Genomic DNA, 12,153 nt, shown 5'->3' with positions numbered 1-12,153 from the left:
GGACTACCCTCCCGAGAGCCGACCACGCTTCCCCCGGCGTCTCGGCCATCCCGACATGCAGCTGCACCTGGGCGACGCCGAGCCGTTCCGCCACCACGTCGCGCCCGGCCGCGGCCCCGAGCTCGGGGCCACCCCGCGCCGCCGTCGCCGGCGCGCCGCGGCCGTCGCCGTCGTGGTCGCGCTGGTCGGGTTGGCCACCGCATGCAGCGACTCGCTCGACGGCGGGCCCCAGCTGGCCCCGCCGGCCACGGAGCTCACCGGGGTCGACCCGGGCGAGGTGCTCGACCAGCAGCCCCTCGAGCTCCCGCCCGGCACCCCCGGGCGCGGCCTGCGGATCACGTACGCCTCCAGCGCGCCCACGGGCGAGACCATCCCCGTCACCGGCGTGCTCCTCGTCCCCGAGGGCGAGCCGCCTCCCGGCGGCTGGCCGGTGGCCGCCTGGGGTCACCCCACCGTCGGGCTCGGCGACACCTGCGCGCCGTCGGCCTCGTCGCCCTTCCAGCTCCCCGAGGCTGACGCCCTCCTGGCCCAGGGCATCGCGGTGGCCGCCACCGACTACCCCGGACTGGGCACGCCGGGCACCCACCCGTACCTGGTCGGGGAGTCGGAGGGTCGAGCGGTGCTCGACGCGGCGCGCGCCGCGGCGGTCGTGGGCGGCACCGGGCCGGTGGTGGCGTGGGGCCACTCCCAGGGCGGCCACGCCGTGCTCTGGGCGAGGTCGATCGCGGCCCGCTACGCCCCCGACCTCGACCTGCGGGGGGTCGCCGCGGCCGCCCCCGTCACCGACCTGGCCTCGTTCGTCGCCCCGGGCCTCGAGGACCCGACCCTGTTCCCCCTCACCGCGACGGTGATCGTGTCGTGGGCCACCGTCTACGAGGACACCTCGCTCGACGACCTGCTCGAGCCCGAGTACGCCGCCGCGGCCGCCGCCGCCACCGAGGCCTGCTACGTGGAGTTCGTGGTGGCCGGCCAGGCGATCGACCCCCAGGCCGTGCTCCTCGACGACCCGGCCAACGTCGAGGACTGGCTCGTCCTGCTGGAGGAGAACTCGGTGCCCGCCACCGCCTCCGGCGGGCCCGTCCTGCTCAGCCACGGCGACGACGACGCGCTCGTGCCCGCGGTCGGTACCGACACCCTCGCCGCCGAGCTGTGCACCGGGGGCGTGGCCGTCAGGTTGCTCCGCGATCCCACCTGGGACCACGGCCAGGCCTACGAGGCAAACCTCCCCGAGATCACCTCGTGGCTCGTCGACCGCCTGGCCGGCCGACCCGCCCCCGACGACTGCTGACACGAGGCGCCCGTCGGACGTGCCCGCCCGGCCGCGGTCGCCGCTCCGCTCACCAGACCGTGAGCGGGCGCGGGTGGACGTGCTCCCGGAGGCGGGGATCCTTGGTGACGAGCTGCCAGCCGCGCTCCACGGCCGTGGCGCGGACCAGCCGATCGGCCGTCGTCCGACGAGCTGGCTACGCTCCTGGTCCGCCGCCGGGCGAATGATCCGCGCTCCTGCCACGTCGGCGGCGATCAAGGGAACATGCAGGTCCACCTGGTCGACGGCACATACGAGTTGTTCCGCTACCACTTCGCGCCCAACAACCGCGACCCCGACCTCGGGGCCACCCGGGGCGTGGTGGGCAGCCTGCTCCGGCTCGTCGCCGAGGGGGCCACCCACGTGGGCGTGGCCACCGACCACGTGATCGAGAGCTTCCGCAACGACCTGTGGCCGGGCTACAAGACCTCGGCCGGCATGCCCCCCGAGCTGCTCGCCCAGTTCCCCCTGGTGGAGGAGGCGGTGGCCGCGGCCGGGTTCTCGGTGTGGCCCATGGTGGAGCTGGAGGCCGACGACGCCCTGGCCACCGCCGCCGGTGTGGCGGCAGCCGACCCCCGGGTGGAGCGGGTGGTCATCTGCACCCCCGACAAGGACCTGGGCCAGTGCGTCGGCGGCAAGGTGGTGCAGCTCGACCGCCGGACCCAGCGGGTGCTCGACGCCGACGGCGTGCGGGAGAGGTTCGGCGTCCCGCCGGCCTCGATCCCCGACTACCTGGCCCTGGTGGGCGACTCGGCCGACGGCTTCCCCGGTGTGCCCGGCTGGGGGGCCAAGTCGGCCGGGGCCGTGCTGGCCCGCTACGGCCACCTCGAGTCGATACCCGCCGCACCCGGCCAGTGGGACGTCCCCGGCCTGCGGGGTGCACCCAAGCTGGCCGCCAGCCTGGCCGAGCACCTCGACGAGGCCTACCTGTTCCGGCGGATCGCGACGCTGGAGACCGATGCCGCGGTCGGCACCGTCGACGACTGGCGCTGGACGGGCCCCACCGAGCGGTTCCCGGAGGTGTGCGCCCGGCTGGGTGACACGCCGCTGGCCGAGCGGGCGCAGCGGGCCCGGCGCCGGGCCTAGCGGGTCCGACACCGCCTGTTCACCCCGACGTCGGCGCCCGGCCACCTCGCCCGTGCGAGCATGCCGTCGAGCCGCTCCGACAGCCGGCCTGGAGGTGACCCGGTGACCGACGACGAGCCGACGAGGGTGGCGGATGGGGGAGACGAGGCGTCTCCCCCCCACAGGCGCCCGCGCATCGACCTGACCCCGGCACTGCACGAGGCCGGTCACGAGGTGGCCGACCTCGGCCTCGAGGGCGTCCCCGACACCGGCCCGGTCGTCACCCACCACGACACCGCTCGCGAGGCCCCGGGGGTCGACGGCGACCCGGAGGCCGACGTGGCCATGGAGTGGCCGGCCGACTGATGCCCGTCGGGCGCTAGGGTCCGACGCCACACACGACCAAGGGGGACACATGACACCCGAGGAGACGGCAGCCGCCACGGCCGAGGCGATCAGCGGCCTGGGAAGCCACTTCATGCTCGACGGCGCCACGTATGCCAAGGGCGCCGCGCTGGGCTTCGAGGGGATGAACTTCTACGTGGCCGGTCGCGGGGGCGTGCTGGGCCACACCGACGGGGCCGTGGTCGCCGCGACCTTCGTGTTCTTCAACCCCGACCTCGTGGTGGCCGGCTGGCAGCAGGGCCTCGACGTCATGCCGCCGCTGCGCTCGGCCGAGGAGTTCGCCGGGTGCGCCCACGAGTGGGCCCGCACCCACCTGCCCGACGGCCTCGACTACCCCCGTCTGGCCGAGCTGGCAGGCACGGTCGTCGCCGCGGCCGCCCCGGCCATCGCGCCGCTCTTCGCCGGGTGGCGGACCCTGGCCGAGCCCGACGCCGGCGATGCCAAGGCCCTGGCCCTCCACCGGATGAACGCGCTCCGGGAGCTGCGGGGCGCCTACCACGGCGCCGCCGTGATCGCGGCCGGGCTCACCCCGATGGAGGCGGTCGTGTACCGCCAGCCCCACATGGCCCCGCTGTTCGGGTGGGTGGAGCCGTACCCCGACCCCGCCGCCCTCGAGGCCCGCTGGCAGCAGGCCGACGCCCTCACGAACCGGATGATGGGCGCCGCCCTGGCCGTGCTCGACGAGCGCGAGCGCGACGAGCTCGCGGCACTTGCCAACGCCGCCCACGACGCCACCAAGGGATGACGCGGGCAGGTCGCTCCGGCCGGCCGTGCTGCTGCGCGGCTTCCCCGGCGACGCGCTCCCGGGCGACGTGCTGGGGTGGAGCAGCGGCGACCACCTGACCGCCTCGGCCGCGGTTGACGCGCCCGGTGGTGGGGCTGGCCCCACCCCGCACACGCCAGCGGGCTGGATGGTCGGCCGGCCCCGCCGTCCGTACCGTCGGGGGTGCCCCCACCGAAAGGAGCACCGATGAGCACCCTGGAGCCGGGAGACGGCACCGAGGCCGCACCGGGCAACACCCCCACCCCTGAGCCCGCCCCTGCCCCGCAGGCCGAGATCACCCCGCCGCCGGCCGCGGCCAGGCCGCCGGGCAACGGCTACGGCACCGCCGCCCTGGTGCTCGGCATCGTGGCGCTCGTGGCCGCCGTGAACGGCTGGATGGTGATCACCATCCCCCTCGCCTTCGCCGGAGGGATCCTCGCCATCGTGTTCGGCGTCCTGAGCATCAAGGCGGCCCGCCGGGGCGAGGCCACGAACGGCGGTCAGGGCAAGGCCGGCGTGATCACCGGCAGCATCGCCGTGGGCCTGCTCGTGGTCGGTGCCCTCGTCCTCGGGATCGTGGGCGTGGCCACCGACTGGGACTTCGGCGACCGGGACGGCCGCTGGCGCGACCGCTGGCACGACCGCTGGGAGGACGAGTACGACTCCTTCGACGAGTGCCTCGACGACGCCCGCGACGCCGCCGACGTCCGGGTCTGCATCGATCAGTACCCTGCCGAGGCCCGCGAGGCCGGGCTCCGCTCCGCCGGCTGACCGACCGGCGGCCCATGGCTCGACGAGCCCCCGCACCCCCGTCGAGCGCCGACGCGACCGCCACCACCTGGTGGCGGTCGCTGGCGTTCGCCGTCACCGGCCTCGGGTGGGGGGCGCTGTGGTGGGTGATCCTGCTGTACGGGGTGGTCGTCGCCCTGGGGGCCGGCCCGCTGTGGCTGGTCGCGGCCCCGGGCACCGTGGTGCTCGCCCGCCAGGGCGCCCGAGCCGAGCGCGCACGGGTCCGCGCCCAGCTGGGCGTGGCCATCCCCTCGCCCTACCGGGCCGCGCCCGGCTCGTGGTGGGAGCGGTTCAAGGCGGGCGCGGCCGACCCCGCCACCTGGCGCGACCTCACGGCCCTGGCGCTGCTCGGCCCGGCGAGCCTGCTGGCGCTGGCCGGGGTGGTGATCACCGCCGGCGCGGCCCTCGGGCTGCTGCTGTCGCCGCTGTGGCTCGGCCCCGGCGAGGTCGAGCTGATCGGCGTCGACCTCCCCCGCCTGGCCGCGGCCGTCGCCCTGCCGCTGGCCGGCCTCGCCCTCGCCGCCGCCGTCCCGCTGCTCGCACCCCGCCTGCTCCGCCTGCCGGAAGCCCTCGACCTGGCCCTGCTCGGGAGCGATCGCGCCGCGCTGCGCGCGCAGACCCGCCGCCTCGCCCGCTCGCTCGATCTCACCGAGGAGGCCGCCGAGGCGGAGCGGCGCCGCATCGAGCGCGACCTCCACGATGGCGTCCAACCCCGGCTCGTCACCCTGGCCATGGACCTCGGCCTGGCCCGCCAGGCGCTCGACCGGGGAGACGCCGATCGGGCCGGCGAGCTCGTCGCCCGGGCCCACGAGCAGGCCAAACTGGCCATCGCCGGCCTCCGAGAGGTGGCGCGGGGTGTGCACCCCGAGGTGCTCGAGCGCCGCGGCCTCACCGCCGCGCTGGCCACGCTGGGCGAGGGCGGCGGCCTGCCGGTGGCGGTGGCGGTGGACCTCCCGGGTCGCCCCGCACCCGAGGTGGAGCGGGCGGCCTGGTTCGTCGCCGCCGAGGCCGTCGCCAACGCCGTGCGCCACAGCGGGGCGTCCCACGTGGCCGTGTCGGTCGAGCTGGCCGGGCCCCACACCATGGTCGTGCGGGTGGGCGACGACGGCCGAGGCGGGGCCGCTCCCGCCGGCGGCGGCGGCCTCGACGGCCTGCGAGCCCGGGCCGAGAGCCTGGGCGGCGCGTTGGCCGTCACCAGCCCGCCGGGTGGCCCCACGACGGTGGAGGCCACGCTCCCCTTCCCCGACCGCGACGTACAGGAGGTGACCTGATGCGGGTCCTCGTCGTGGAGGACGCCGTGCTGCTGCGCGCCGGGCTGGTGCGCCTCCTCGGCGAGGCCGGCCACCAGGTGGCCGAGCTGGGCGATGCCGAGCGCGTGCCCGAGCTGGTCGAGCGCGAGCGACCCGACCTGGTGCTGCTCGACGTGCGGCTCCCGCCGTCGTTCACCACCGAGGGCCTCCGGGCGGCGCGCGAGATCCGCGACCGGGCGCCCGGCGTGGCGGTGCTGGTGCTCTCGCAGTACGTGGAGGCCGGCGAGGCCGTGCACCTGGTCGCCGGCGACCAGGGCGGCCTGGGCTACCTGCTCAAGGACCGCGTGGCCGACGTGGCCGAGTTCCTGGAGGCCGTCGACACGGTGGGAGCGGGCGGCACCGTGATCGACCCGGAGGTGGTGCGCCAGCTGGTCGCCGGGGCCCGGCGCCGCGATCCGCTGGCCCGCCTCACGCCCCGCGAGCGCGAGGTGCTCGACCTGATGGCCCAGGGCTGCTCCAACGCCGCCATCGCCCGGCGCCTGGTGGTGTCGGACGGGGCCGTGGAGAAGCACATCTCGAGCATCCTGGCCAAGCTCGGCATCACCGGGGGCGAAGACGTGCACCGGCGCGTGCAGGCGGTGCTCACCTACCTGGACGCGCACCCATGACCGCGCCGAGGTGGAGCGGCGTCGCCACCTCCAGCTGCGCGTAGGTGCACGAGCGCGGCTCCCGGTCGTCGCGCCAGCGCACGAACTGGGTGGCGTGGCGGAAGCGGCTGCCGGCCAGCTGGTCGAAGCGCACCTCCACCACCCGCTCCAGCCGGACGGGCTCCCACGAGAGATCCTTGGCGGCGTTCCACCGGCTCACGTTGCCCGGCAGCCTGTCCTCGGCGCGGGCCTCGGGGCTCGCCCACGCCGCCCAGGGGTGGCCCACCAGGGCGCCCTCCTGCAGCGGGGCCAGCAGATCACGCAGCTCCCGGCGGAACCGGGCCGTGAACCCGGTGCACACCCCGGCGTGCTGCAGCCGCCCGTCGTCGTAGAGGCCGAGCAGGAGCGACCCCGCTCCCTCACCGTCCTTGTGCCAGCGGAAGCCCGCCACCACGCAGTCGGCGGTGCGGCGGTGCTTCACCTTCACCAGCACCCGCTCGCCCGACCGGTAGGCCAGATCGGCCGGCTTGGCCACCACGCCGTCGATGCCGGCCCCCTCGAAGCGCTCGAACCAGGTGCGGGCCGCCTCCGGGTCGGTGGTCGACGGCGTGAGGAACAGCGGGGGTCGCGCGCCCGCCAGCGCCGTGGCCAGCAGCCGGCTGCGCTCGGCCTGGGGGTGGGAGCGGAGATCGCGGTCCCCCAGCGCCAGCAGGTCGAAGGCGAGGTAGGCGGCGGGGGTCTCCGCGGCCAGCCGCCGCACCCGCGAGTCGGCCGGGTGGATGCGCTGCGACAGCGCGTCGAAGTCGAGACCGGCGGCGCCCGGCACCACCACCTCGCCGTCGAGCACGCACCGCTCCGGGAGCTGGGCCCGCAGCGGGACGAGCAGCTCGGGGAAGTAGCGGGTGAGCGGACGCTCGTTGCGGCTGGTCAGCTCGACCTCGTCGCCGTCGCGGAACACCAGGCAGCGGAAGCCGTCCCACTTCGGCTCGTAGAGCCATCCCTCGCCGATGGGCAGCTCGGTGGCGGCCCTGGCCAGCATGGGGGCGACCGGCGGCAGCACGGGCAGGCGCACGCGAGGCAGCATGCCCGCTCGGGAACCGCGGCGCGCCGGCAGGCGTCGGAAGTTGCGACGGATCCAGGAGGGACACATGCAACGCAACCTGCTCGCCGGGCTCGCAGCCGCGACCGTGGCCGCCGTGCTGCTCGCCGCGTGCTCCGACGCCAAGATCACGACGCCCGCCGGTGGCGGCGGCACGGCCGGTGGGGCGGGCATCGCGGCCACCGGCACGGGCCGGGTGACCGGCACGCCCGACACGGCCACCGTCAACCTCGGCGTGCAGGTGCGCGCCGACACCGCGGCGGCCGCCCTCGACCGGGCCAACCAGGGCGCCGCGGCCGTGATCGACGTCCTCCGCCGGAACGGCGTCGACGAGGCCGACATCGCCACGTCGAACCTGTCGATCTACCCCGTGTACGACGAGAACGGCCAGCGGGTGACCGGCTACGAGGCCAGCAACACGGTGACCGCCACCCTGCGCGACGTCGACGGAGCCGGCACGCTGATCGACGCCACCGCCCGGGCGGCCGGGGACGACGTGGTGCTCAACGGCATCAGCTTCTCCATCTCGGACACCGGCGAGATGATGCAGCAGGCCCGCCAGCAGGCCGTCGAGGCGGCCCAGGCCCAGGCCGAGGAGCTGGCGGCCGCGGCCGGCGTGTCGCTGGGCGAGCTGATCTCGCTCACCGAGAGCGGCGGGGTGACGCCGCCGGTGCCGTACGCGACCCAGGCCGACATGGGCGGCGGGGTGCCGATCGAGCCCGGCACCCAGGAGCTCTCGCTCACGGTCACCGCGGTCTACGCCATCGGGGGCTGAGGCGCCCCGCTGCGGCCCGTCCCCTGCCGGCTGGCCACGGCCCCGGGGCCAGCCGGTAGCCTTCAGGCCGCTATGACCGACGATCACCCTCTCCGCGCCCGGCTCACCGACCTCCAGCAGCGCAAGGAGGAGGCGATCAACGCCGGCTCCCCCCGGGCCGTCGAGCGCCAGCACGCCAAGGGCAAGCTCTTGGCCCGCGAGCGCGTCGAGTACCTCCTCGACCCCGGGTCGTTCCACGAGCTCGACATGCTGGCCCGCCACCGGGCCCACGCCGCCGGGCTGGAGGAGCGCCCCTACACCGACGGGGTCATCACCGGCTGGGGCACGGTCGACGGCCGCAAGGTCTTCATCTTCTCGCAGGACTTCACCGTGTTCGGCGGGGCGCTGGGCGAGGTGTTCGCCGAGAAGATCCACAAGGTGATGGACCTGGCCCTCAAGGTGGGCGCGCCCGTCATCGGCCTCAACGACGGCGCCGGCGCCCGCATCCAGGAAGGCGTGGTCTCGCTGGCCTCGTACGGCGGCATCTTCCACCGCAACGTGCAGGCGAGCGGCGTGATCCCGCAGATCTCGGTGATCCTCGGCCCCTGCGCCGGGGGGGCCGTGTACTCGCCGGCCATGACCGACTTCATCTTCATGGTGCGCGAGAGCTCGCACATGTTCATCACCGGGCCCGACGTGGTGAAGACGGTGACGGGCGAGGAGGTCACCCTCGAGGAGCTGGGCGGGGCCATGAGCCACGCCACCAAGTCGGGCGTGGCCAGCTTCGTCTCGCCCGACGAGAAGGCCTGCCTCGACGACGTGCGCTACCTGCTGTCGTTCCTGCCGTCCAACAACCTGGAGGAGCCGCCCGCGTTCGAGACCGGCGACGACCCCGAGCGCCGCACCCCCGAGCTGATCGACCTGCTGCCCGACAGCCCGAACAAGCCCTACGACATGAAGAAGGTCATCGCCGCCGTCGTCGACGACGGCGACTTCTTCGAGTACTTCCCCCACTGGGCCGGCAGCATCGTGTGCGGCTTCGCCCGCCTCGACGGGCACCCCGTGGGCGTCGTGGGCAACCAGCCGATGATGCTGGCCGGCGTGCTCGACATCGAGAGCTCGGAGAAGGCGGCCCGCTTCGTGCGCACCTGCGACGCCTTCAACATCCCGCTCGTCACCTTCGTCGACGTGCCCGGCTTCCTCCCCGGCGTCGACCAGGAGTACGGCGGCATCATCCGCCACGGGGCCAAGCTGCTCTACGCGTACTGCGAGAGCACGGTGCCCCGCGTCCAGGTGATCACCCGCAAGGCCTACGGCGGCGCCTACGTGGTCATGAACTCCAAGTCGATCGGCGCCGACCTGGCCTTCGCCTGGCCCTCGGCCGAGCTGGCGGTGATGGGCCCGCAGGGCGCGGTGGAGATCGTCTACCGCCGCGAGCTGATGCAGGCCGCCGACCCCGAGGCCCGCCGGGCCGAGCTGGTCGCCGAGTACACCGAGAAGCACGCCAACCCCTACGAGGCCGTGGAACGGGGCTACGTCGACGACGTGATCGACCCGGCCGAGACCCGCCCCAAGCTCATCGCCGGCCTGCGCATGCTGCGCTCCAAGCGCGAAGAGCTGCCCAAGCGCAAGCACGGCAACGTGCCGCTGTAGACCGGAGCCGCCCCGCATGGCCCCCAACCACCGGACCTCCGTCCCCGGCCCCGACGAGATGGCGGCCATCGTCGCCGCGGTCGAGGTGCTGTGGCCCCGGCCGGTCGTGCTGGAGGCGCCGGCCGGCCCCACGACCCCCGCCTGGCGGTTCTCCGGGCGCTGGTGGAACCGCCCGCTCCCCCGCCGCCGCGACCGGCCCTGACGCGTCGGCGCGCCATGACCCCCGAGCTCACCACCGTCGCCGACGACGAGGCCGTGCTCTTCGACGGGCCGGAGGTGACGGCCTACATCGGGCTCGAGCCCGACACCGTCTACGAGCTCGAGGGCGTCGAGGTGCGCACCCTCCCCCGTCCGCCGGGCGAGCTCCTGTGCCGCTTCGCCACCGTCAACGACGTCCACTTCGGCGAGACCGAGTGCGGGATCATCGAGGGACTCGACGCCGGGCCGGTGCTCTCCGTGCCGGAGGGGGCGACGCCCTATCCCGAGCTGATGAACCGGGCCGCCGTCCCCGAGATCGCCGCGATCGAGCCGGCGGCCGTGCTGGCCAAGGGCGACCTGACGGCAGCCGGCCGCCCCGAGGAGTACGCCGCCTTCCTCGACTGCTGGTCGGTGTTCGGCGAGCGCCTCCACCACGTGCGGGGCAACCACGACGGGTACCACGCGGCCGAGCCGTTCGGCACCGATCCGGTGCTGGTCGACCTGCCCGGCGTGCGGCTGGCCATGATCGACACCACCCGGCCGGGCCATGCCGGTGGCACCGTCACCGCCGAGCAGCTCGAGTGGCTCGACCGCGCCGCCGCCGATGCCGACCGCCCGGTGCTGGTGTTCGGCCACCACCACCCGTGGAGCCCGGACGATCCCCAGAACCGGCCGTCGGACTACTTCGGCATCGACCCCGACGCCTCCGAGGCCCTGGTGGCGCTGATCGCCCGCCGCCCGCTCGTGCGCGGCTACTTCGCCGGCCACACGCACCGCAACCGGGTGCGCCGGGTCGCCAGCACCGGGAACGTGCCGTACGTGGAGGTGGCCTGCGTGAAGGACTTCCCGGGCATGTGGGCCGAGTACCGGGTGTTCGAGGGCGGGATCCTCCAGGTCGGCCGGAGGATCTCGGCGCCGGAAGCACTCGCCTGGAGCGACCGCTGCCGGGCCATCTACGGCAACGTGCTCGACTACGCCGCCTACGCCCTGGGACCCCTCGACCACCGCTGCTTCACCGTCACCCGGTGAGCGGCCAGCCCGCGAGCCCGAGCCGGCCCGCCGACGCGGCCGGGCCCCTGGCCGGCCTGCGGGTGATCGACTGCGCCACCGTGCTCGCCGGCCCCGGCTGTGCCCGCTACCTCGCCGACTTCGGCGCCGACGTGATCAAGGTCGAGCGGCCCGACGGTGGCGACACCACCCGCGCCATGGGCTGGACCGACCCCCGCGACGGCGCCACCTTCTGGTGGAAGCTGGTCGGCCGGGGCAAGCGCGTGATCACCCTCGACCTCAAGTCGCCCGACGGGCTCGACGCCATGCTCCGGCTCTGCGACCGCGCCGACGTCCTCATCGAGAACTTCCGCCCGGGCACGCTCGAGCGCCTGGGCCTGGGCCCCGACGTGCTGCACGCCCGCAACCCCCGCCTGGTGGTCACCCGGGTGTCGGGCTTCGGCCAGGACGGCCCCTACGCGCAGCGCCCGGGCTTCGCGACCCTCGCCGAGGCCATGTCAGGCTTCGCGGCGATCAACGGAGAGCCCGACGGCCCGCCCCTGCTGCCGCCCATCGCCCTCACCGACGAGGTCACCGCCCTGGTGGCGGCCTTCGCCACGCTGGTGGCCGTGCACTCGGGCGTCGGGCAGGTGGTCGACGTGAACCTGCTGGAGTCGATGTTCCAGCTCATGGGGCCGCTGGTCTCGCTGTACGGCGTGCGGGGCGAGCTGCAGCCCCGGCTGGGATCGGGCATCCCCTACAGCGTCCCTCGCGGCACCTACCGCACGGGCGACGGCCGGTGGCTGGCCGTGAGCACGTCGGCCGAGTCGGTGGCCCGCCGGGTGCTCGACCTGATCGGCGTCGGCGAGCAGACCCGGTTCCACACCTTCGCCGGGCGGGTGGCGCACCGCGACGAGCTCGACGCCCTGGTGGCCGACTGGATCGCGGCCCGGCCCGCCGACGAGGTGCTGGCCGCCTTCGAGGCCGCCGAGGCGGCCATCGCGCCGGTGATGGACATGGCCGACGTCGCCGCCGACCCGCACTACCGGGCCCGAGGGACCGTCGCGGAGGTGGACGGCACGCCCATGCAGGGCCTGGTCGCCCGGCTCTCGGCCACGCCCGGACGCATCCGCTGGGCCGGCCGGCCGCTCGGCGCCGACACCGCCGAGGTCCTGGCCGAGCTCGACGAACCGGGCTGAGGCCGGCCGGGCGACCCGGCCGGCCTCGCGGCGGCGGC

13 protein-coding genes are annotated in these 12,153 nt (G+C 75.3%); 12 read left to right on the top strand and 1 reads right to left on the bottom strand.

Going from position 1 to position 12,153, the window contains the following annotated elements:
- Positions 1-55 precede the first annotated feature (55 nt).
- From IPM45_11255 to IPM45_11225, 7 genes are all read left to right on the top strand, one after another.
- Positions 56-1,288, top strand: a complete 1,233-nt coding sequence (locus tag IPM45_11255) for an alpha/beta fold hydrolase (GenBank protein MBK9180120.1) — start codon at positions 56-58, stop codon at positions 1,286-1,288.
- 243 nt (positions 1,289-1,531) lie between these two features.
- On the top strand, positions 1,532-2,392 hold the full coding sequence (locus IPM45_11250; protein MBK9180119.1) for a flap endonuclease: 861 nt from the start codon (positions 1,532-1,534) through the stop codon (positions 2,390-2,392).
- A 102-nt stretch (positions 2,393-2,494) separates the two neighbouring features.
- Positions 2,495-2,737: a hypothetical protein gene (locus IPM45_11245; protein MBK9180118.1), complete on the top strand. Its 243-nt coding sequence runs from the start codon at positions 2,495-2,497 to the stop codon at positions 2,735-2,737.
- A 49-nt stretch (positions 2,738-2,786) separates the two neighbouring features.
- Positions 2,787-3,521 carry a hypothetical protein gene (locus tag IPM45_11240; protein MBK9180117.1) on the top strand — a complete coding sequence of 245 codons (735 nt, stop codon included), beginning with the start codon at positions 2,787-2,789 and terminating at the stop codon, positions 3,519-3,521.
- Between the two features lie 225 nt (positions 3,522-3,746).
- Positions 3,747-4,310 carry a DUF4190 domain-containing protein gene (locus IPM45_11235; GenBank protein MBK9180116.1) on the top strand — a complete coding sequence of 188 codons (564 nt, stop codon included), beginning with the start codon at positions 3,747-3,749 and terminating at the stop codon, positions 4,308-4,310.
- Between the two features lie 14 nt (positions 4,311-4,324).
- Positions 4,325-5,599, top strand: a complete 1,275-nt coding sequence (locus IPM45_11230) for a sensor domain-containing protein (protein ID MBK9180115.1) — start codon at positions 4,325-4,327, stop codon at positions 5,597-5,599.
- On the top strand, positions 5,599-6,246 hold the full coding sequence (locus tag IPM45_11225; GenBank protein MBK9180114.1) for a response regulator transcription factor: 648 nt from the start codon (positions 5,599-5,601) through the stop codon (positions 6,244-6,246). Before IPM45_11230 ends, IPM45_11225 begins: the two co-directional genes overlap by 1 nt.
- On the opposite strand, the gene IPM45_11220 is transcribed toward IPM45_11225, so the two are convergent.
- On the bottom strand, positions 6,221-7,297 hold the full coding sequence (locus IPM45_11220; protein MBK9180113.1) for an ATP-dependent DNA ligase: 1,077 nt from the start codon (positions 7,295-7,297) through the stop codon (positions 6,221-6,223). The two genes, IPM45_11225 and IPM45_11220, sit on opposite strands and share 26 nt — an antisense overlap.
- Positions 7,298-7,373: 76 nt before the next feature.
- Here IPM45_11220 and IPM45_11215 point away from each other — a divergent pair, with 76 nt between their 5' ends.
- From IPM45_11215 to IPM45_11195, 5 genes are all read left to right on the top strand, one after another.
- Positions 7,374-8,099, top strand: coding sequence for an SIMPL domain-containing protein (locus IPM45_11215; protein ID MBK9180112.1), 726 nt, complete (start codon positions 7,374-7,376; stop codon positions 8,097-8,099).
- 72 nt (positions 8,100-8,171) lie between these two features.
- Positions 8,172-9,731: an acyl-CoA carboxylase subunit beta gene (locus IPM45_11210; GenBank protein MBK9180111.1), complete on the top strand. Its 1,560-nt coding sequence runs from the start codon at positions 8,172-8,174 to the stop codon at positions 9,729-9,731.
- 16 nt (positions 9,732-9,747) lie between these two features.
- Positions 9,748-9,933 carry a hypothetical protein gene (locus tag IPM45_11205; GenBank protein MBK9180110.1) on the top strand — a complete coding sequence of 62 codons (186 nt, stop codon included), beginning with the start codon at positions 9,748-9,750 and terminating at the stop codon, positions 9,931-9,933.
- A gap of 14 nt (positions 9,934-9,947) precedes the next feature.
- A complete protein-coding gene (locus tag IPM45_11200; protein MBK9180109.1) occupies positions 9,948-10,958 on the top strand; it encodes a metallophosphoesterase in 1,011 nt (336 codons plus the stop codon).
- Positions 10,955-12,115 carry a CoA transferase gene (locus IPM45_11195; GenBank protein MBK9180108.1) on the top strand — a complete coding sequence of 387 codons (1,161 nt, stop codon included), beginning with the start codon at positions 10,955-10,957 and terminating at the stop codon, positions 12,113-12,115. The genes IPM45_11200 and IPM45_11195 overlap by 4 nt, the downstream gene beginning before the upstream one ends.
- Positions 12,116-12,153: the final 38 nt, after the last annotated feature.

The organism is Acidimicrobiales bacterium, from assembly GCA_016716005.1.
Taxonomy (GTDB): Bacteria; Actinomycetota; Acidimicrobiia; order Acidimicrobiales; family JADJXE01; genus JADJXE01.
The sequence above is the reverse complement of the archived record's forward strand: the minus strand, read 5'-3'. Positions and strand labels throughout refer to the sequence as shown.

Bases quoted from the DNA above. Each gene is read 5' to 3' on its own strand.
- IPM45_11200 (MBK9180109.1), top strand. From the start codon at position 9,948: ATGACCCCCGAGCTCACCACCGTCGCCGACGACGAGGCCGTGCTCTTC.
- IPM45_11225 (MBK9180114.1), top strand. From the start codon at position 5,599: ATGCGGGTCCTCGTCGTGGAGGACGCCGTGCTGCTGCGCGCCGGGCTG.
- IPM45_11235 (MBK9180116.1), top strand. From the start codon at position 3,747: ATGAGCACCCTGGAGCCGGGAGACGGCACCGAGGCCGCACCGGGCAAC.
- IPM45_11255 (MBK9180120.1), top strand. From the start codon at position 56: ATGCAGCTGCACCTGGGCGACGCCGAGCCGTTCCGCCACCACGTCGCG.
- IPM45_11210 (MBK9180111.1), top strand. From the start codon at position 8,172: ATGACCGACGATCACCCTCTCCGCGCCCGGCTCACCGACCTCCAGCAG.
- IPM45_11250 (MBK9180119.1), top strand. From the start codon at position 1,532: ATGCAGGTCCACCTGGTCGACGGCACATACGAGTTGTTCCGCTACCAC.
- IPM45_11205 (MBK9180110.1), top strand. From the start codon at position 9,748: ATGGCCCCCAACCACCGGACCTCCGTCCCCGGCCCCGACGAGATGGCG.
- IPM45_11215 (MBK9180112.1), top strand. From the start codon at position 7,374: ATGCAACGCAACCTGCTCGCCGGGCTCGCAGCCGCGACCGTGGCCGCC.
- IPM45_11240 (MBK9180117.1), top strand. From the start codon at position 2,787: ATGACACCCGAGGAGACGGCAGCCGCCACGGCCGAGGCGATCAGCGGC.
- IPM45_11230 (MBK9180115.1), top strand. From the start codon at position 4,325: ATGGCTCGACGAGCCCCCGCACCCCCGTCGAGCGCCGACGCGACCGCC.